The organism is Curtobacterium sp. NPDC087080 (assembly GCF_044745105.1).
Taxonomy (GTDB): Bacteria; Actinomycetota; Actinomycetes; order Actinomycetales; family Microbacteriaceae; genus Curtobacterium.
Map to the genome: position 1 here is coordinate 1 of NZ_JBIUZP010000002.1, position 19,488 is coordinate 19,488.

The window sequence follows — 19,488 nt, forward strand, 5'->3', positions numbered from 1 at the left end:
ATCACGGCCGGTTCGGTGACGTACTGGAGCCCGGACGGCAACTACCGCCCGTACGTGCAGGGTCTGCTGAACCACGACGACTCGGGTCTGACGCTGAAGGCCGGTGACACCACGGTGACGCTGGAGAACTTCGTCGTGAACCCGGGCTCGTCCAAGCTCTACGGTGACGTCCTGGTCAACGGTGAGGTCGCCGCGTCGAACGCGTACCTGTTCTCGCTGCACGGTGGCACGCTCAAGCCGCTCCAGCTCGAGGGTGACAACGCGATCCTGACCGGCACCACCGTCCACGTCTCCGACGACGCTGCGGGCCTGCTGAACCAGACCTTCAAGACCGACGCCGTCAAGGGCGGCCTCCTGGTCGGCACCGCGACCATCACCGCCCAGATCAAGTAAGCGCAGATCGGGTAACACCCCCGCGGGACACCACCGCACCCCACGACGCGAAGGCGCCGCCCCCGACCACGGGGACGGCGCCTTCCGCGCGTCGTGCGGGGCGTGCGGGTCAGGCCCGACGCCACCACCGACGCGGCCGTGCCGCCTGCTCCGCAGCCGCGCGGTCGGCAGCCGCGCGCTCGTCCGCGGCACGACGGGCGTCCCGCCGCTCGCGCCAGCGCTCGACCTCGGCGTCGACGTCGCGCATCGGCGTGACGACCGGCGGCCCGCCGAGCAGCTGCCGCCGCGCCTCCTTCACTCGGGCGTTGAAGTCCACGAGCACCGCACGGACGTCGTCCTCGGTGGTGAGTGCGTCGAGGTGGTCGTCGAGCTCGGCGTCCTCGGTCCGCAGCGCGAGGGCCGGAGGAGCGATGCCGCGGATGTCCTCGCGCTCGATCTTGGCCTTGATCCACCAGTCCGGGTCGTGCCGTCCGTCGTTGCCCGGCAGCGGCTTGCCGTGGTAGGGGTTGCCCTCGAAGACCCCGCGGCGCTCGGCCTCCTCGATGCGGGCGCGGGCGTGGCGCTCGACGTCCTGCAGCCGGAGCAGGCGGCGTTCCTCGCGGACCTCGTCCGGGTCGAGGGAGCCGCGTTCGATCTCGCTGTCCACCAGCTGCTGGTACCGGTACCGGGCAGCTCGTCGCAGCCGGTCCATGCGTGCGTCGACGTCGTTCATCGCACGTCCATGATGCCCCCGACCGCCGACGCGGTGCCCAGGAGCCGGGCCGCGGCGCGTGAGGTCGTCGTGTCGGACGAGCCGTTCGGCGCACGCCTCGGAGCGTCCCCGGGTGCCGGGGGCCACGGTCGGTGCATGGGATCGCTGCCGCTGTGGGCGCTCGTCCTGATCTTCGTGGCCGGAGCCGCGGTGATCTGGGTCGCGGGCATCCAGCTCTCCAAGACCACCGACGTCCTCGACGACCGACTGCACCTCGGCAGCGCGCTCGGGGGGCTCATCGTGCTCGCGGTCGCGACGAACCTACCCGAGATCGCCATCACGGTGAGCGCGGGCCTGTCGGGCAACATCGAGGTCGCCGCGGGCAACATCCTCGGCGGCATCGCCCTGCAGACGGTCGTGATCGCGATCCTCGACGCCTTCGGCAAGCGGGGCAAGGGGGTGCGGCCGCTCACCTACCGCGCTGCGTCGCTGACCCTGGTGCTCGAGGCGATCGTCGTCGTGGCGGTCCTCGCCGTCGTCGTCGCGGGGAGTCAGCTCCCGCCGGACCTCGTCGTCGCGCGGCTCACGCCGGACGTGGTGCTCATCGCGGCCATCTGGGTCGTCGGGCTCCTGCTCGTGCAGCGCGCCGGCAAGGGCCTGCCCTGGCACGAGGACGGACGCGCCCCGGATGCCTCCCCGCACACCGCGGGGCACCGGACCCGGAAGCAGGACCCGCCACGGATGAGCACGAGGAAGGCGGCGATCGTCTTCACGGTGTCCGCCCTGGCGACGCTCGTGGCCGGTGTCGTCCTGGAACGCGCCGGCGACGCCGCCTCCGAGCAGATCGGGTTGTCCGGCGTGCTCTTCGGTGCGACGGTGCTCGCCCTCGCCACGAGCCTGCCGGAGATCTCCACCGGCATCCAGGCCGTCCGCCAGGGCGACGACAACCTGGCCGTCTCGGACATCTTCGGCGGCAACGCCTTCCTGCCGGTGCTGTTCCTCGTCGCCACCGTGCTCTGCGGCAAGGCCGTGCTGCCGCAGGCGAACGCGAGCGACGTGTACCTGACGGCGCTGGCCGCGCTGTTGACGCTCGTCTACGCGGTCGGACTGGTGTTCCGACCGAGGCGGCGCATCATCGGGATGGGTGTCGACTCGTTCGTCGTGGTCGTGCTCTACCTGGTCGGCGTGGCGGGTCTCGTGGCGATCACCCTCGGCTGAGCAGGGCGCGCGACCGTCGCGTCGAGCGGGTGGCCCGACCCGCTCACCCTGGCCCCAGCCAGCTCAGGACTCGGCCGCGACCTCCTCGATCGTCAGCGCTGCCTGGATGAGCGCGAGGTGCGACAGGCCCTGCGGGATGTTGCCCATGAACTCGCCGGTCTCCGCGCTCAGCATCTCGCTGAACAGGCCGACGTCGTTCGCCTGCGCCACCATCTCGTCCATCAGCGTCCGGGCGTCGTCCACGCGTCCCGTGCACGCCATCGCCGCTGCGAGCCAGAACGAGCAGGCGACGAACGGTGACTCCTCCTGGTCCATGCCCGTGTACCGGTAGACCAGGGGGCCGTGCTGCAGCTGCTCCTCGATGGCGCGGATGGTCGATGCCATGCGCGGCCCGCGGTCGAACGACGACATCGCGTGCAGCAGGATCGACGTGTCCAGCGCGTCGGAGCCCGGGTACATCACGTAGTGCCCGCGTTCCTCGTCCCACCCGTGCTCGGCCACCCACTGCTCGATGAGTTCGCGGTTCTCGATCCACTTGTCCCGCGGACCGTCGATCATGCCCTTGTCGTGGAGCTCCACCGCGGCGTCGAGGGCCTGCCAGCAGCCGATCTTGCTCGTCACGTAGTGCTGCGTGTCCGTCAGCTCCCACATGCCGGAGTCGGGTTCCTCCCACCGGTGGCAGGCGTCGTTCGCGAGTCGCTCGAGCACCGAGGCCGTCTGGCGGTCGAGCACGTTGCCCGCGACGACGTACTGGCGGAGGATCTCGAAGACGTCGCCCCAGACGCCGAGCTGCAGCTGGTCGCCCGCGCGGTTGCCGATCGTCACCGGGCCGATGCCCTTCCAGCCGGGGACGTCGCGTTCCTCGACGTCGTCGGTCTTCGAGCCGTCGAGCTCGTAGAAGATCGGCATCGTCTCGTCGTGCTCGGCGATGGTCCGCATCACCCACGACACCGCCGCGTGCGTCTCCTCGCGGAGCCCGAAGCGGGTGAGGGCGTGCACCGTGTACGACAGGTCGCGGACCCAGGCGAACCGGTAGTCCCAGTTCTTGCCGCCCGTCCGGTCCTCGGGCAGGCTCGTCGTCGGTGCCGCCGCGATCGCACCCGTGGGCGAGTAGATCAGCAGCTTGAGTGCGAGCGCACTGCGCTGCACGGCGTCCGACCACGGGCCGTCGTAGGAGAACTCCTCGGACCACGTCGCCCAGTTGGCGATGGTGCGGTCGACCGCGTCGAGCGTGCGCTCCGGCTCGGGCAGGAAGATCGGTTCGTTCTCGGTGCCGACGATCGTCAGGATCGACTTCGAGCCCTCGTTCGTGGTGAAGCGGCCGGAGAAGCGCGGCCCGTCGTCGTGCACCGGCTCGAAGCCGTGCTCGACGATCGCGATCGTGACCCCGTCGATGCCGATCACGGCACCGTTGCCGGTGTCGAGGCGCTTCGGCTCCGCGGTGTTCAGCAGGGTGCCGGGGACGACGGCCCACTCCATCTCCACCGTGCCGGAGACGCCCTGCACGCAGCGGCCGATCTCGGCCCACGGCAGACGACCGGCGACACCGGTGACCATCGCGTCGGTGACCGTGCAGGAGCCGGCATCGGTCGTCCACGTCGTGACGAGGACGTTCGTGCCCGGCAGGTACTCGCGCTCGACACTGGCGTCACCGATGGGACGCAGCGCGATGTGTCCCCCGTGCTCGGCGTCGAGGATGCTCGCGAACACCGGCGGTGAGTCCATCGACGGGATCGGCAACCAGTCGATCCGGCCGTCGCGGGCGACGAGCGCGACCGTGCGACCGTCACCGATCGCTCCGTAGGAACGGAGCGGGACGTAGCCGTCGGTCCGTTCCTCGTTGTCGGTCGCGTCGGGGGTGTCGCGGGTGCGCTCGGTCATACCACCAGCCTGCACGGGGGGACGAGGCGACCATCAGCCGGACGTACCCCGCTGTGGATCGGTGAGCCGCGCCTCCCCACCGTGCAGGAGCGACCGCAGGGGTGACCGCCGGAGCCCGCAGGAGCGCCCGCAGGGGCGACCCCGGAGACGCGCGTCACCGGCACCGCGGACGACGCGACACGCCCGGGTGACTTGTGCGGCCCGGGCGTGTCGCACTACTGTCGGTCCTCCTGCCCGACGGGCGGGACCGCCCGCCCCGGGCACCCGTGGAAGGACCGCGATGCGCGCCCAGCAGCACAGCAGCCGCACCGAGCACCAGCTCGATGCGCTCGTCGTGCTGCCCGCGCTGCAGTACGCGAATCAGTCCCTCCGCGAACCCGCGTAGGCACGCCGCCGTCTCCCGACGCTCCGTGCCCACCCGGCCCGGGGCGTCCCTCCCGTCGTTCCTCCACAGGTGCACCGCACCGGGTCGGAGGCGCAGGACCCGTCCGCCCCGGACCGTCACCACGACGGCCACCGGCCGTCACCGCGACGGCCACCCGGCCGTCGTCGACCGTCACGACGAAGGACGAACACCGTGGAGAAGATCACCGACCGATTGCTCAGCTGGGCCTCGATGCTCGAGGAGAACACCGAGCAGCAGGCCCGCACGACGGCCCGGATGCCGTTCGTGTTCCCGCACCTCGCACTGATGCCCGACGCGCACCTCGGGCTCGGCGCCACCGTCGGGTCCGTCATCCCGACCCTCGGTGCCGTGATGCCGGCCGCCGTCGGCGTCGACATCGGCTGCGGCATGATCGCCGTGCGCACGCAGTTCGGGAAGGCCGACCTGCCCGACGACCTGCAGCCCCTCCGCGAGCAGATCGAGCGGGCCGTCCCGCTGTCCGCGGGGGCCTCGAACCGGAAGATCGTCGCCACCGCCGCGCCGCGGATCGCCGAGCTCGAGACGATGGCCGAGGCCGCCGGCTTCGACCCCGCCGGAGCACACGGCGGCTGGCGGAACCAGCTCGGCACGCTCGGGTCGGGCAACCACTTCATCGAGGTCTCGCTCGACGAGCAGGACCGGGTCTGGCTCTTCCTGCACTCCGGGTCGCGCGGCGTCGGCAACAAGATCGCCCAGCGGCACATCACGGTCGCCAAGCGGATGATGCAGCGGTGGTGGATCGAGCTGCCCGACCCCGACCTGGCGTACCTCGTCGAGGGCACGCCGGAGTTCGACCGGTACATCGCCGAGCTCCGGTGGGCGCAGCACTTCGCCCTGCTCAACCGCGAGGAGATGATGGACCGGGTCGTGCGGCAGCTGTCCGAGGTGCTCGGCCGGCCCGTGGACGAGCAGGAGCGGATCAACTGCCACCACAACTTCACGCAGCGCGAGACGCACTGGGGCAAGAGCGTCTGGGTGTCCCGCAAGGGCGCGATCCAGGCGAAGGAGGGGCAGCCCGGCCTCATCCCCGGATCGATGGGCACCGCCTCGTACGTCGTCGAGGGGCTCGGCAACAAGCCGTCGCTCGAGTCCTCGCCGCACGGCGCCGGGCGACTGTTCTCGCGGTCCGCTGCCCGGCGGACCTTCACGCACGAGCAGCTGCGCGAGGCGATGGCGGGGATCGAGTACCGCGACACCGACGCGTTCCTCGACGAGATCCCCGCGGCGTACAAGCCGATCGACCAGGTCATGGCGGACGCCACCGACCTGGTGACGATCCGCCACACGCTGCGGCAGGTCGTCAACGTCAAGGGCGACTGACGGCGGACGGGAGGCGCGTGGCCGGGTCCGCCACGCGCCTCCCGTCCGACGCTCGTCCCGACACGCGGTGCGCCCCGCTGCGGACAGCGGTCCGTGCGTCGGGCACGCTCGAGGGGATGAGCGACCAGGCGGAACGAGCAGCACGCGAGACCGGACGACAGGCGAAGCGTGTCGCCGACAGCAGGTGGTTCGAGCTGACCGCGCGGGCCGGGTACGTCGGCAGTGGTGTGGTGCACCTGCTGATCGGGTACCTCGTCGTGCTCCTCGGGTTCGGGAACGCGTCCGGGGGCAGCGAGACCGACCAGTCCGGAGCGCTGCAGCAGCTCGCGGAGGTCCCCGGAGGCGTGGCCCTGCTCTGGGTCGTCGCCGTCGGGACCGCGGCGCTGGCCCTGCGGCTCCTGCTCGAGGCGGTCGTCGGCGGTCGGTCCGACAGCGCCCGCGCCTGGGCGGCACGGGCCAAGGACGTCGGCAAGGCGGTCGTCTACGGCGTCGTGTCGTACACGGCCGGGTCGTTCGCGCTCGGAGCCGGCAGGAGCTCCAGCGGGTCGACCCGGAGCGCGGCGGCGCAGGCCCTCGCGACGCCGGGTGGGGTGTTCCTGCTGATCGCCGTCGGTGCGGTGGCGATCGCGATCGGTGCGGCCCTGGTCGTGCAGGGGTGCCGTCGCTCCTTCTGGAAGCAGCTCGTGCGTCCGCGGCAGCCGCTCGACCGTGCCGTGACCGTGCTCGGGACGGTCGGGTACGTCGGCAAGGGGATCGCCGTCGCGGTCGTCGGGGTGCTGATCGTCGTCGCGGGCGTCCGCAGCGACCCGGACCAGGCGACGGGGCTCGACGGGGCGTTCGACGCGCTGCGCGACCTGCCCGCCGGGTCGGTGGTGCTCGTCGCGGTCGGCATCGGGTTCCTGGCCTACGGCGTCTACAGCTTCTTCCGGGCCCGGTTCGCGCGCCTCTGACGCCGAGACGCCGGCGTCCTGACCGATCCACACGGCCGCGAGACGCCGGCGTCAGCGCGAGACGCACCGAAGTCGCCGAGACGCCGCTGAATTCGAGGGCGTCTGGCGGCGATGACGTCGTCTCGCGGCGATGACGTCGTCTCGCCGCGACGGTGTCGTCTCGCGGCGACGGCGTCGTCTCGATGCGACGCCGGCGTCTTCGTGCACCGGGTCGCTGGTAGGTCGTGCACGCCGGCCCCGGTAGACGGGAGGGCATGACCACCGACGCCGTGACCGGGCCCGTGACCGTCTTCTGCGACGAGCAGGCGGTGCTCGCGGAGAGCATCGTCTGGGACCCGACCGCCGAGCGGCTCCGCTGGACGGACATCACCCTCGGGCTGCTCACCACCGCCCGCGCGGACGGCACGGTCGAGTCGAGCGTCGCACTGCCGCCGCCCCTGGCGAGCTTCCAGCCCCGTGCTGCGGGCGGGTTCGTCGCGGCACTCGGCGACACGGTGGTGCTCACCGACGACCGCGGCGTGGTGGAACGCGAGCTGGTCCGGGTGCACCACGCGACCACCGAGATGCGGTTCAACGAGGGCAAGTGCGACCCGTTCGGCCGGTTCCTCGTCGGCAGCATGGACCTCTCCGACCAGGACCCGGCGGGAGCGCTGTACTCGGTCGAGCCCGACGGCACGACGCGTGTGCTCCGCGGCGGCTTCGGCGTGACGAACGGCATCGAGTGGTCGGCCGACGGCAGCGTCATGTACGTCACGGACACGAGCACCTCGACGATCTACCGCGGCGCGTACGGCCCGGACGGCGAGCTCGGTGAGCTCGAGCCCTTCGTCAGCGGTGCCGCGCACGACGGGCTGGTCCGCGACGACGAGGGCTGCTTCTGGACGGCGGTCTACGGCGCCGGTCGCGTGGAGCGGTGGGACGCCGAGGGCCGGCACCTCGAGACCGTCGAGGTACCGGCACCGAACGTGACGTCCGTGGCGTTCGGCGGCCCGGACCTGTCGACGCTCTTCGTCGGCACCGCGCGTGAGAACAGCACCGAGGAGCAGCTCGAGCAGTACCCGCACTCCGGCGCGGTCTTCGCGGTGCCGACGCGGGTGCACGGCGCTCCCGCTTCCGCGTTCGGCGGCTGAACGGCGGGTACCGTGGGAGGTCGCCGATCCCAGGAGGCCCCGTGACCGAACAGGACGAACAGGACGACCGGACCCCGCCGCCCGCTCCCGACCCCGCCGGTGCGCTCGCGCGGGCCGAGGACGCCGACGTGCAGGTCGAGGTCGACCGGATCGCCGTCGACGGCACCTACGTCCGGGTGAGCTCGATCGGGCAGCCGGGCGACCGCGCGTTCGTCCTCGTCGCCGGGCTCGGGATCGCCGCGACCTACTACGAGCGGCTCGCGCCGCACCTCAACGAGAACGGCCCGGTGCACGCCCTCGACCTACCGGGCTTCGCCGGGGTCCCGCGGTTCCGCGGTGCCGTGTCGATCGAGCGGTACGCGGACGCGGTCGAACAGGTCATCCGCGAGCTCCGGCTCGAGGACCCGGTGCTCGTCGGGCACTCGATGGGCACCCAGGTGGTCACGGAGGTCGCCGCACGGAACCCGCACATCCGCGACCTCGTGCTCATCAGCCCGGTCGTCGACAGCCGCGCGCGGAGCATCCCGACCTCGGCGCTCCGCTTCCTGCGGTCCGCGCTGCACGAGCCCGCCGCGGTCCGGTGGCACGCCGTCACCGCGTACGCGCTCTGCGGGTGGCACTGGTTCCGGAAGGTGCTGCCGCAGATGATCGCGTTCCCGATCGAGGACCGCGCTGCCGAGGTGCAGGCCCGCACCCTCATCGTCCGCGGGGAGCACGACGCGATGGTGCCCCGCGACTGGGTCCGGTCCCTGGCGCGGGTGTTCCCGCACGCGGTGCTGCGCGAGGTCGTCGACGGTGCCCACTCCGTCATGCACGCGCAGGCGGACGCGGTGGCCCGGCTCGCCGTGGCGCTCGTCGACGGACGGATCACCGACCGTGGCGTGAGCTCCCTGCAGCGGGTGCGCGACGACACCACGTCGTCCGACCTGGCCCGGCTCGGCCCGAAGGACGCCTGGCTGGTCGTCAAGTCGCGCTTCATCGAGCTGTTCGGCATGGCGAAGGGCGACGACGAACAGCTGGAGCGGGCGAAGTCCGCACACGCGGTCGCGATGGCGGACGGCGACGGCATCCCCGTGGACCCGGACGACCGCCGTGCGGTCGTCGACGACGTCGCTCCCGAGGTGCGCGACCAGCACTGACGGCGCGCCCCGCGCACAGGGTGACGGCCTGGAGGCGCGACCCGACCCGTCAGGTCGGGCCGCGCCTCCAGGCCGTCGCGTCAGGACCCGCGCGTCAGGACCCGCGCGTCAGGATCCGCGCGTCAGGGTGTGATGCGGCCCGGCAGCATGTCCCGCGTCAGGCCGTGCGCCTCGGCGAGCACCTTCCGTGCCTCGTCGGTCTTGTCGGGGACGTTCCAGAGCAGCACGCCACGCACCGTGTCGTCGTCGTCCAGGTAGTAGACGACGCCGGTGGACAGCGGTTCCTGCCAGTCCTCCACGGTCTGCAGCTCGGTCGACACCTGGCCGACGGCCTCGTAGCCCGTGTCGAACACGTTCGAGTAGAACATCGGCGTGTGGTCGTACGTCTCGTCCGCGTCCGCCAGGTTCCGGCCGACCTGCCGGCCCTGCTCCTTCGCGTTGTCGACGTGCTCGACCCGACGCGTGCCGAGGATCCGGTCCGGGTACTCGGCGACGTCACCGGCGGCGAACACCGACTCGTCGTCGGTCACCAGCGTCGACGAGACCACGATGCCGTCGCGCACCGTCAGACCGGCGTCGGCGGCGAGCTGCGTCTGCGGCTCGATGCCGAGCCCGGCGACGACCGCGTCGGCCTCGAGGACGGACCCGTCGTCGAGCGTCAGGCTGACGCCGCCGTCCGACTCCGTGCCCTGTTCGACCCGTCGTCCGGTGCGGAGCTCGACGCCGTGGTCGACGAAGCGCTGCTGGAAGGCGTGCGCGAGGTCGTCCGGGAACATGTGCCCGCCGAGGACCTCGTCGGGCGTCACGAGGGTCACCCTGGCGCCGTTCTGCACGATGCCCGCGGCGATCTCGGTGCCGATGTAGCTGCCCCCGACGACGGCGACGTGCGCACCGGCATCGGCGAGCTCCCGCAGCCGGCGGTAGTCGTCGGCGCTGCGGAAGTCGAGGACCCGCGACGAGGGCGACAGACCCGGCAGGCTGCGCGGCTTCCCACCGGTCGCGAGCAGCAGGCGCTCGTACCCGTGGGTGTCGCCGGCCGAGGTCGTGACGGTCCTCGCCTCGCGGTCGATCGACGTCACCACGGTCCCGAGCACGAACGTCGCCCCGGTCTCCTCGGTGTGCAGGTCGACCTTCTCGTCCCAGCTGAACTCCGGGTCGGTCCAGAGCTTCTTGGACAGGGCCGGTCGGGCGTAGGGGCGGTCGGTCTCCTCGCTGACGATTCCGATCGAGCCGTCGGTGTCGATCTGCCGGATCCCGCGGGCAGCGGCGTCGGCCACCATCCCGCCGCCGACGATCAGGTAGCGGAAGTCGGTCATGGTCCTCCTAGATGGTGGCGACCGAGCCGGAGTCGACCCGGTAGTTCGACCCGTTGACGAAGCTCGCCAGGTCGGAGCAGAGGAAGGCGACGACGTTCGCGACCTCCTCGGGCTCCCCGCGGCGACCGAGCTCCATGTACGGACGCTGCTCGTCGAGGAAGCTCGAGATCGCCTCGTCGAACGAGGTCCCCTGCTCCTTCGCCCGCTCGTCCATCATCGCGTCGGTCATCGGGGTGTGGATGAAGGCCGGGCTCACGGTGTTCACGAGCAGGCCCTCGGACGCGTAGGACCGCGACAGGCCCTTCGCGAAGGAGAGCACGCCGGCCTTGGCGGCGCAGTACGGCAGTTCGTCGTCGTAGGGCTGGGATGCGTCCTCGGAGACGAGGTAGACGATCCGGCCCCACCCGCCCTTCCGGAGGTCGCCGATGAACTCGCGCGTGATGCGCACCGGGCCCATCAGGTCGACGTCGATGGTGTCGAGCCAGCCCTGCTCGTCGATCTCGTGGAACATCCCCTGGGCGCCCGTGATGCCGGACGACTGCACGAGGATGTCGATCTCACCGACGGCGTCGCGCACGCGCTCGTGCAACGTGGCGAGGCTGTCCGCCTTCGTCACGTCGGCGGCGAAGGCGAAGAGCTTGCCGTGCGGTGCCTCGAGCTGGTCGGCGCTCGTGTCGAGGCGGCCCTGGTCGAGGTCGGTGACGACCACGGTCGCACCCTCCGCCAGGAGGATGCGAGCCGTGTTCCAGCCGATGCCGGAGTCGCCACCGAAGACGAGCGCGACCTTGCCGGTGATGCCGAGGTCCACGTGTCGTCCCTACTCGTGCTCGGAGGCCTCGGCGACGGCCGGGGTCGTGGCGGCAGCCAGCGGGGTCCGCGGCTCGCGGTTCTCGGCGGAGACCATCCAGGCGAGCTGCTCGAGGCGCTCGATGAAGCCGTGGAGCAGGTCCGCGGTCGTCGGGTCCTCGTCGTCGACCTCGTCGTGCACGTCGCGCATGGTGCCGGTGGTCTGGTACAGCCGGAGCGTGATGGCGTCGATGGCGTCGTGCGTGTCGATCTCGCCGTCCGGGAAGGCGTCGAGGTGCGTGCCCGCAGCGACCGTGGCCGAACGGCCGTCCGGGATCGCGTAGAGCGCGCGCATGCGCTCCGCGGTGTCGTCGGCGAACTCACGTGCGGCGTCGACGATCTCGTCGAGCTGCAGGTGCAGGTCGCGGAAGTTGTGTCCGAGGATGTTCCAGTGGGCCTGCTTGCCCTGCAGGTGCAGGTCGACGAGGTCCACCAGGACGGCCTGGAGGTTGGCGGCGAGCTTGTCCGATGCGTGCATGATCGGCTCCTTTCGCGGTCGGTGACCCTTCTGGTCTACGCGGTCGCGTGGACGACGCTCTCAGTGCACGTGCACCCGGGCGTCCCCCGTGGGGCCGACGGTCGTGCTCCGGCGCCGACCGTCAGTGCTCGGGCGCGGGGTCCACCTGGTCGACGGCGTCGCGCATCCGCTCGAGGAAGGACGCGACGATGCGGGCGTCGTCGGCGGACAGCCCCTCGGCGATGGACATCATCCGCCGGTGCATCACCCCGAGGGTGGCGCGGACCTCGTCGTCGGTCTCGGTCGTGGGGGTGATCACGAGCGCGCGACGGTCGGTCGGGTGCGGGTCACGACGGACGTGGTTCGACCGCACGAGCCGGTCGATCAGGATCGTCGTCGAGGCCGACGAGATCTTCAGGTAGGCGGACAGGTCCTTCGGCTTGACCGTGCGACCGGCACGCTGCGCCTGCAGCAGGTAGCGGACGGCGAGCAGGTCGGTCTCGCCCATCCCCATCGAGTCGCGGGTCCGTCGCCGCATCGCGGTCTCGGCCGCCCGGTAGCGACGCAGGGCGTTCAGCACGGCGACGCCGCGCTGCGTGGCGTCGTCGTCGGGGAACCAGTACCCCGACGCCTCCGTGATCTCCTGCGTCGACATGCCGTTCAGGGTAACCCGTCTGGTATCTCGGTGGTCTAGCCGATCCGGATCCTGTGGACGGGTCGTCGCGGCCGTGCAGGACGGCCTGGAGGCGCGGCACCGTCCGGCACCGCGCCTCCAGGCCGTCTCGTGGTCACCGGGTGGCGACCCGGTCGCTCAGGCCGCGACGCGCGCGTCCGCCGCGTCCGCCAGGGCGCGGAGCGCGCCCTGCACGAGCTCGACGACCTCGGCGTCCTCGCGCGGGTGGGTCTCCGCGAACCGGACGACCGACTGCGGGATGGCGACCTTGACGTCCTCCAGGACCGTCGCGCCCGCGATGCCCGCGGACTTGCGGGCGTCGTCGTGCGCCCACACGCCGCCGTACTGGCCGAAGGCCGAGCCGATCACGGCGAGCGGCTTGCCCGACAGGGGCGACGAGCCGAACGGACGCGAGCCCCAGTCGAGCGCGTTCTTCAGCACGGCCGGCATCGTGCCGTTGTACTCGGGGGTGACGAGCAGGACGGCGTCCGCGGCGGCGACGGCGTCGCGGAAGGCGACTGCTGCGGCCGGCGGGGTGTCGCCGTCGATGTCCTCGTTGTAGAAGGGCAGGTCGACGATGCCGTCGAAGGTGGTGAGCGTGATCCCCTCGGGGGCGTGCTGCTCGGCGGCCTCGGCGAGCTTCCGGTTGATCGAGCCGGCGCGCAGGCTGCCGACGAGAGCGAGGACGTTCGTCATGGTGGTTCCCTTCTGTCCGTGACCGTTCGGTCACAGATGGTGTCAGGGACAACCAATGCGGACCCTGGACGCTGCATTCCCGGTCCGGAGCGGCTGGGTAGGTTGGCCCGGTGAGCACCCCTCGGACGCCCGCCAGCACCCCGCGCACCACCGACCCGGACTGGTGGCGCCAGGCCGTCGTGTACCAGGTGTACCCGCGGAGCTTCGCGGACACCGACGCGGACGGCCTGGGCGACATCGCGGGCATCACGAGCCGCGTGCCGTACCTGGCGTCGCTCGGCGTGGACGCGGTGTGGCTCTCGCCCTTCTACCCGTCGCCGCTCGCCGACGGCGGCTACGACGTCGCCGACTACCGTGACGTCGACCCGCGCCTCGGCACGCTCGACGACGTCGACACGTTCATCCGCACCGCGCACGAGCACGACATCCGCGTGATCGTCGACGTCGTCCCCAACCACACGTCCGACCAGCACGAGTGGTTCCGCCAGGCGCTGGCGGCTGCACCGGGGTCTCCCGAGCGTGCGCGCTACGTGTTCCGGGACGGGGCGGGGGAGTCCGGCGAGCTGCCGCCGAGCGACTGGGTGTCGAACTTCGGCGGCAGTGCGTGGACGCGGGTGCCGGACGGGCAGTGGTACCTGCACCTGTTCGCGCCGGAGCAGCCCGACCTCGACTGGTCGAACCCCGACGTCCGCGCGGACTTCGAGCACACGCTGCGGTCCTGGTCCGACCGCGGGGTGGACGGCTTCCGGGTCGACGTCGCGCACGGACTCGCGAAGGACCTGTCGACGCCGTACCGACCCTCGAACGAGCAGGCCCTGCCCCTCGACGGGTCGGACCCGCTGTACGACCGCGACGAGGTGCACGAGATCTTCGGGACCTGGCGCGCCGTGCTCGACGAGTACGACCCACCGCGTGCCGCGATCGCCGAGGCCTGGGCACCGGCGCCCCGCCGCGTGCTCTACGCCCGGCCGACCGAGCTCGGGCAGGCCTTCAACTTCGACCTGCTCGAGGCTCCGTACGACGCCCGGGCCTTCCGCACGATCATCGAGCGGAACCTCGCGATGTCGGCCGAGTCCGGAGCCTCCTCGACGTGGGTGCTGTCGAACCACGACGTGGTCCGGCACGCGACGCGGTACGGCTTGCCCGACGGTACCGACACCGACGCGTGGCTGCTGACCGACGGCACCTCGCCCGAGCTGGACCGCCGGCGCGGGGAGCGCCGGGCGCGCGCGGCGACGTTGCTGGTCCTGGCGCTGCCGGGGTCGACGTACCTGTACCAGGGCGAGGAGCTCGGGCTGCACGAGGCCCCGGCGATCCCGCACGAGCTGCTGCAGGACCCGAAGTGGATCCGCACCGGGCACACGGTGAAGGGCCGGGACGGCTGCCGTGTGCCGATCCCGTGGACGCGGACGGGCCCGTCGTTCGGCTTCGGCGACGTCGCACCGCACCTGCCGCAGCCGGAGGACTTCGGTGACTCGTCGGTCGAGGCCGAGGACGGCGACCCCACGTCGACGCTGTCGCTCTACCGCCGGGCGACGACCGCCAGGCGACGACTGCAGCAGGGTGAGGAGCTGACGTGGCTCGGTGCCGGTGACGACGTCGTGGCGTTCGCCCGGCACGACGGCTGGCGTTCGGTGTCGAACCTCGGGACGTCGCCGGTGCCGATGCCGTCCGGCTCCGTGGTGCTGGCGTCCGGACCGCTCGACGCGGGCGACGGGATGCTGCCGGGCGAGACCACGGTGTGGCTCGCCTGACCGAGGTGCGGCTCGGGTGTCCCCGGGCCATCCCTGCACAGCGTCGCTCAGAGGAGCCGTTCTCCCCAGGAGGACCCCACGGCCACTGACGAGGGTGCCCCGCTCGCGACGATCGGGGCATGACAGACACCTCGATCCCGACAACGGTCCACCCCGACGGCCGACGCCGCCACCGACGGCGCCCACGCAGCGCCCTCGTGAGCGGCCTCGTGGCCCTGACCGTCCTCGCGGCGCCGGCGCTCCTGCCGTCGAGTTCCTCCGCGGACGACCTCGCGTTCCCGTACGTGGACCGCTTCGACTCCGCGGCCGGCGGCACCCTGAGCGGGGATGCGCAGGTCGTCGGCGGGCGACTCCGGCTCACGGACCAGACGACCCACCAGGCCGGCGCCTGGTCGACGGACGACACCTTCCGGTCGGACCTCGGCCTCGACATCGAGTTCGCGTACTCGATGCACAACGACACCGGGGTGCCGGGGGCCGACGGGCTGCTGCTCTTCCTGGCGGACGGCCGTGCACAGCAGGGCGTCGGTGCCTACGGCGCAGCGCTCGGGTACGCCTGCCGGTCGAACGCCACCCAGGGCGGCGGGCCGCCGTGCGACCTCCCGGGGGTCCCGGGCGGGTTCGCGGCCGTCGCGGTCGACCACTACGGCAACTTCTCGCAGGACATCAACGGCTCGGGTCCGGGGCGTCGACCGGACTCGATCGTCGTGCGGGGGTCCGGTGACGGCACCACCGGCTACCGGTACGTCGAGGGGGTGCCGGCGCCGGGCGGCACACTCACCCAGGGGTCCGGGACGCGGCGGGTCCGGGTCAGCCTCGTCCCGGGGGCGAGCGGCGAACTGTTCATGACGGTCCGGCTCGAGGTCGACGGCGTGCTGCAGACCGTCCTCGACGGCGTCCCGCTCCACGGCCAGGGGCAGGCGCCGCTGCCGGACACGCTGCGACTGGGGTTCTCGGGCGCGACCGGTGACTACGCCGACGTCCACGAGATCGACGAGGTCCGGGTCTCACAGCCCGTCGACCTCGGCGTCGTGCAGGACCTCCCGGCGTCGGCCCGACCCGGAGACCCCTTCAGCTACACCGTCACCGCGTCCGACGCCGGTCCGAACCGATCCGACCCGAGCGCACTCCACGTGGACGTCCCGGACGGTCTGCGCGACGTGACGTGGTCCTGCAGCGCGACCGACGGGTCCGCGTGCGGCGCGGGTACCGGCACGGGCGACGTCGACGTCGACGTCGCGCTCGACCTGCTCCGGGACGGCACGGCCACGGTCACCGTGACGGGCACCGTCGCGGACGACGCCGTCGGGTCGCTCGAGAGCACCGCCACCATCACCCCGCCGGCGTCCCTGGCGGACGTCGACGAGTCGGACAACCGGTCCGTCGCCTCGAGTCGTCTGGACGCTGCACCTCGTCCCGAGGCGCAGCTCGAGACCGACAAGGCGGTGTCGCCCTCGACGGGCGTGGCACCGGGGGACGAGGTCGAGTACCGGGTGACGGCGCGGAACCGCGGGCCGGACGCTGCGCAGGAGGTCGGCGTGGTCGACGACCTGCCGGCGGCGATGCGGTTCGCCGGGTCCGACGACGACTGCTCTGCCGAGGGGCAGCACGTCACGTGTCGGTCCGACGAGGCGCTGGCGGTCGGCGGGACCCGCTCGTTCCGCTTCCGCGCCGTGCTCGACCCGGACTACCGGGGTGACGGCTCCGACGTCGTGAACGTGGCGACCGCGACGTCCCCGACGGACCCGGACGGCGGGGACCCCTCGCCGGAGGTGTCGATCGGCGTCACGGTACCCGGCGACGGCGACGGCGACGGCGACGGCGACGGCGACGGTGACAGCGACGGCGCGGGCACACCGCCGCCGACCCCGGTGGCGAGCGCGTCGCCCACGCCGGCTCCGGCCGCGTCGACGGGCGCCGGCGACGGACGGACCGCAGCTCGGGGGAACGGCACCGGAGCCCTCGCGTACACCGGAGCAGAGGGGCTCGTGCTCTTCGCCGCCCTGGCTGCTGCTGCTGTCGGACTCGGGGCCGGCGGATGGTGGGTCGCACGGCGCCGACGTGTGACCGACGACACCGACTGACCGACGACGCCGCCGGTCGAGGGCTGCTGGACCTCGGCCGGTGGCGGCGCTCCCGGTCGGGTCCGCTCCCGGTCGGCTCCTGGTCGGGCTCGCCTCCGGTCGGACGTCCGGGGCACCGGCGGTAGACTCGGACCACGATCCGCATGCCCGAAAGAGGTCCTGTGTCCGACTCCGTGGACGACGCCGGCCAGCGCGCGCGGTACTGGCCGATCCCCGTCCTCCGGGCCGTCCCAGCCGCGGTCGTGGCCCTCGTCATCACCTTCTCGTCCAACCACGCCGCCGGCTACGGCCTGCTGCTCTTCGGCGCGTTCGTGGTCGTCGACGCCGTCGTCCTCGGGTGGGCTGCCCTCCGCCGGATGCCCGCAGACGGGCGGTCCCGGGCGACCACGCTCGTGCAGTCGGTGGTCTCCCTCGTCTCCGGCGTCGCCGCACTCGCGACGAACGGCGTCGGGCTCCCGGCGTTCATCACGGTCGTCGTGGGCTGGGCCGTGCTGACCGGCGCCGTCGAACTGGCACAGGGCATCCGCGCGCGCGGTCGATCGCCGTTCGCCCGCGACTGGACGACGATCGGTGGCCTCACGCTGCTGCTGGCCGTGGCGTTCCTGCTGACACCGCCGGACTACTCCCAGCAGCTCGGCGGCGTCGAGCAGGTCACCGGCACCCTGGACGCCGCCGTCGTCCTGGTCGGGCTGCTCGGCGCCTACCTCGCCATCGCGGCGGTCTTCCACGTGATCGCCGGACTCTCGCACAAGTGGGGCACGACGGCACCTGCCGCAGCCCCGGACGGAGCACCACACGCATGAGCACCCCCAGCCGTCGCGACCGCCTGCGCCCCGCCGAGCTCCTCGTGATCTCGGCGGTCGTCGCGGTGTTCACCGGAGCGGTCGTGCTCTTCTCCACGCGGGAGCTCGAACTCTCCCTGGTGTTCCTCGGCGTCGCGTTCATCGTGGTCGTCGTGATCCTCGCGATGCTGCAGCTCGCGGCCTCGAGCGACCAGGACGACAACGACATGCTGGGCGGCCACCGGTCGCCGGGTGAGCGGTCCGAGGGCGACGACTTCCACTGACCCCGCTGCGGCAGTCGTCGGCGTCCGCGCCGACACGCCCGGACGTCCTGGTCCACGCCCTCCCTGTCAGGATCGGCACGCCGTCCGACACCGCTGTGTGAAGGGGGGACGACCGATGGACGTGACCGCGCAGACGGACGAGGAGATCGTCCGTGCGTTGGCGGCCGGTGACCGGGCTGCGTTGGCGCAGGTGTTCGACCGCCACGCCGCGGCGATGACCCGCTACGTCTGGGCGATCGTCGACGACCGGCACGACGTCGAGGAGGTCGTGCAGGACGCCTTCCTCCTGCTGTGGCAGCGGGCGGGGACGCTCGAGCTCCCCGCGGAGAGCCTGCTGCCCTGGCTGCTCGTCGTGTGCCGCAACCTCGCGCGGAACGCCGGGCGGAAGCGCTCGCGGCACCGCGCCGACGAGCTGCCCGAGACGCTCGCCGCCCCGGCCGAGCACGCCGACGCGGTCGAGACGCTGCGGTGGGTCCGGTCCGAGATCGCGGCCCTGCCCGAGCTCGACCGACGGATCTGCGAGCTCTGCCTGCTCGAGGGGCGCTCGTACGCCGAGGCCGCGGCGGCGCTCGGCCTGACGGTGGGAGCGGTGACCCAGCGGGTCTCGCGCAACCGTCGACGACTCGGGAAGGTGGTGATGCGCGATGGACACTGAGCCTCCCGTGGGCGACGAGCTGCAGCGCATGCTCGTCACGATGAAGCAGAGCGTGCTCGAGCACGCCGACCCTCGTCCGGACCGCCGTCGCGGGCGCACCGGGATCGTCGTCGGCGTGGTCGCCCTGCTCGCGCTGGGGACCGCTTCGGGTGCGGTGGCCCTCACCCTGACGCAGCAGGACCGCCCGGCCGCCGCTCCGGTGCCGACGCAGGAGCCCGCACCGGCGCCGTCGGCGACCACCCCGACGTCCGCGCCCATCACCGGTCGGCCGACTCCGCGCCCGGTGCCGTCCGCGACCCCCATGACCCCGGCGGTCGTGACGATCCCCACCTCGTGCCGTGCAACCGTGCCGGCGGGGGACTACGACCGGTTGTTCGGCGACACCCCGGTGCAGGAGTCCGTCGGGACGGAGGAGACGCCCGTCGGGACGGACAGCGCGGACGTGGTCGGCATCGCCCGGGCCGGCCGCGACATCTCCTGCCTGTGGATGGATCCGCGCGCGGACATCAGCGGACTCGACATGCGGATCGGACCGGCGCTCCCCGGTGCTGCTGACCGGTTGCGCGCGGGCCCGCTCGACTGCACGGAACAGGACGGCGGCCTGGTCTGCCGGATGTCGGTCCCGGCCGATCCGTACCCGGTCGACCGCGTGACGACCTGGTTCGTGCGGGACGACACCTACGTGGTCATCCGGCAGACCAACTTCCCGACCAACGGCCTCCTCGATGCCGTCGTCGGGGAGATCTGGGGGGACTGACGGCCGGGAGGCACGGGGCGGACCCGTCCCGTGCCTCC

The 19,488-nt window shown here is 72.4% G+C and carries 18 protein-coding genes and 1 pseudogene; 12 read left to right on the forward strand and 7 right to left on the reverse strand.

All coding sequences use genetic code 11. From position 1 onward, the window contains the following. Positions 1-393 (forward strand): annotated as a pseudogene (locus ACIPEQ_RS04250) (hypothetical protein); the annotation flags it as partial. A gap of 109 nt (positions 394-502) precedes the next feature. Here the strand turns inward: ACIPEQ_RS04250 and ACIPEQ_RS04255 are convergent. Beyond that, positions 503-1,105: a DnaJ family domain-containing protein gene (locus ACIPEQ_RS04255; RefSeq protein ID WP_209824514.1), complete on the reverse strand. Its 603-nt coding sequence runs from the start codon at positions 1,103-1,105 to the stop codon at positions 503-505. A 135-nt stretch (positions 1,106-1,240) separates the two neighbouring features. On the opposite strand from ACIPEQ_RS04255, the gene ACIPEQ_RS04260 reads away from it, so the two are divergent. Beyond that, positions 1,241-2,302, forward strand: coding sequence for a sodium:calcium antiporter (locus tag ACIPEQ_RS04260; RefSeq protein ID WP_402714219.1), 1,062 nt, complete (start codon positions 1,241-1,243; stop codon positions 2,300-2,302). 63 nt (positions 2,303-2,365) lie between these two features. Here the strand turns inward: ACIPEQ_RS04260 and ACIPEQ_RS04265 are convergent, their stop codons facing one another. Then, positions 2,366-4,183 carry a glycoside hydrolase family 15 protein gene (locus ACIPEQ_RS04265; protein ID WP_402714220.1) on the reverse strand — a complete coding sequence of 606 codons (1,818 nt, stop codon included), beginning with the start codon at positions 4,181-4,183 and terminating at the stop codon, positions 2,366-2,368. Between the two features lie 577 nt (positions 4,184-4,760). Between ACIPEQ_RS04265 and ACIPEQ_RS04270 the strand changes: the two genes are divergently transcribed. The 4 genes from ACIPEQ_RS04270 to ACIPEQ_RS04285 all read left to right on the forward strand — a co-directional run bounded on the left by ACIPEQ_RS04270 (position 4,761) and on the right by ACIPEQ_RS04285 (position 9,146). Further along, complete coding sequence (locus ACIPEQ_RS04270) at positions 4,761-5,927, forward strand: RtcB family protein (protein WP_250367810.1); 1,167 nt, start codon at positions 4,761-4,763, stop codon at positions 5,925-5,927. A 116-nt stretch (positions 5,928-6,043) separates the two neighbouring features. Continuing rightward, a complete protein-coding gene (locus ACIPEQ_RS04275) occupies positions 6,044-6,877 on the forward strand; it encodes a DUF1206 domain-containing protein (RefSeq protein WP_402714221.1) in 834 nt (277 codons plus the stop codon). Between the two features lie 254 nt (positions 6,878-7,131). Next, complete coding sequence (locus tag ACIPEQ_RS04280) at positions 7,132-8,007, forward strand: SMP-30/gluconolactonase/LRE family protein (protein ID WP_250367812.1); 876 nt, start codon at positions 7,132-7,134, stop codon at positions 8,005-8,007. A 41-nt stretch (positions 8,008-8,048) separates the two neighbouring features. Next, positions 8,049-9,146, forward strand: a complete 1,098-nt coding sequence (locus ACIPEQ_RS04285; RefSeq protein WP_250367813.1) for an alpha/beta fold hydrolase — start codon at positions 8,049-8,051, stop codon at positions 9,144-9,146. Between the two features lie 122 nt (positions 9,147-9,268). Here the strand turns inward: ACIPEQ_RS04285 and ACIPEQ_RS04290 are convergent, their stop codons facing one another. From ACIPEQ_RS04290 to ACIPEQ_RS04310, 5 genes are all read right to left on the reverse strand, one after another. Further along, positions 9,269-10,462: an NAD(P)/FAD-dependent oxidoreductase gene (locus ACIPEQ_RS04290; protein ID WP_402714222.1), complete on the reverse strand. Its 1,194-nt coding sequence runs from the start codon at positions 10,460-10,462 to the stop codon at positions 9,269-9,271. Positions 10,463-10,469: 7 nt separating this feature from the next. Then, positions 10,470-11,270, reverse strand: a complete 801-nt coding sequence (locus ACIPEQ_RS04295; RefSeq protein ID WP_250367815.1) for an SDR family oxidoreductase — start codon at positions 11,268-11,270, stop codon at positions 10,470-10,472. Between the two features lie 9 nt (positions 11,271-11,279). Next, positions 11,280-11,786, reverse strand: a complete 507-nt coding sequence (locus ACIPEQ_RS04300; protein ID WP_250367816.1) for a DNA starvation/stationary phase protection protein — start codon at positions 11,784-11,786, stop codon at positions 11,280-11,282. 121 nt (positions 11,787-11,907) lie between these two features. Then, positions 11,908-12,420 (reverse strand): MarR family winged helix-turn-helix transcriptional regulator, encoded by a 513-nt coding sequence (locus ACIPEQ_RS04305; protein WP_402714223.1) that lies wholly within the window; start codon positions 12,418-12,420, stop codon positions 11,908-11,910. 156 nt (positions 12,421-12,576) lie between these two features. After that, positions 12,577-13,134, reverse strand: a complete 558-nt coding sequence (locus ACIPEQ_RS04310; RefSeq protein ID WP_250367818.1) for an NAD(P)H-dependent oxidoreductase — start codon at positions 13,132-13,134, stop codon at positions 12,577-12,579. A 110-nt stretch (positions 13,135-13,244) separates the two neighbouring features. Between ACIPEQ_RS04310 and ACIPEQ_RS04315 the strand changes: the two genes are divergently transcribed. From ACIPEQ_RS04315 to ACIPEQ_RS04340, 6 genes are all read left to right on the forward strand, one after another. Next, entirely contained in the window at positions 13,245-14,888 is a 1,644-nt protein-coding gene (locus tag ACIPEQ_RS04315; protein WP_402714224.1) for a glycoside hydrolase family 13 protein, read from the forward strand. A 119-nt stretch (positions 14,889-15,007) separates the two neighbouring features. Further along, positions 15,008-16,972: a hypothetical protein gene (locus ACIPEQ_RS04320; RefSeq protein WP_402714225.1), complete on the forward strand. Its 1,965-nt coding sequence runs from the start codon at positions 15,008-15,010 to the stop codon at positions 16,970-16,972. Between the two features lie 161 nt (positions 16,973-17,133). Next, entirely contained in the window at positions 17,134-17,775 is a 642-nt protein-coding gene (locus ACIPEQ_RS04325) for a DUF308 domain-containing protein (protein ID WP_402714226.1), read from the forward strand. Next, positions 17,772-18,038: a hypothetical protein gene (locus tag ACIPEQ_RS04330; RefSeq protein WP_126892032.1), complete on the forward strand. Its 267-nt coding sequence runs from the start codon at positions 17,772-17,774 to the stop codon at positions 18,036-18,038. Before ACIPEQ_RS04325 ends, ACIPEQ_RS04330 begins: the two co-directional genes overlap by 4 nt. Positions 18,039-18,153: 115 nt before the next feature. Continuing rightward, the gene (locus ACIPEQ_RS04335) at positions 18,154-18,693 is read left to right on the forward strand and encodes a sigma-70 family RNA polymerase sigma factor (protein ID WP_250367822.1); all 540 of its coding nucleotides are present in this window, start codon (positions 18,154-18,156) and stop codon (positions 18,691-18,693) included. Next, positions 18,683-19,450, forward strand: a complete 768-nt coding sequence (locus tag ACIPEQ_RS04340) for a hypothetical protein (RefSeq protein ID WP_402714227.1) — start codon at positions 18,683-18,685, stop codon at positions 19,448-19,450. The genes ACIPEQ_RS04335 and ACIPEQ_RS04340 overlap by 11 nt, the downstream gene beginning before the upstream one ends. Positions 19,451-19,488 lie beyond the last annotated feature (38 nt).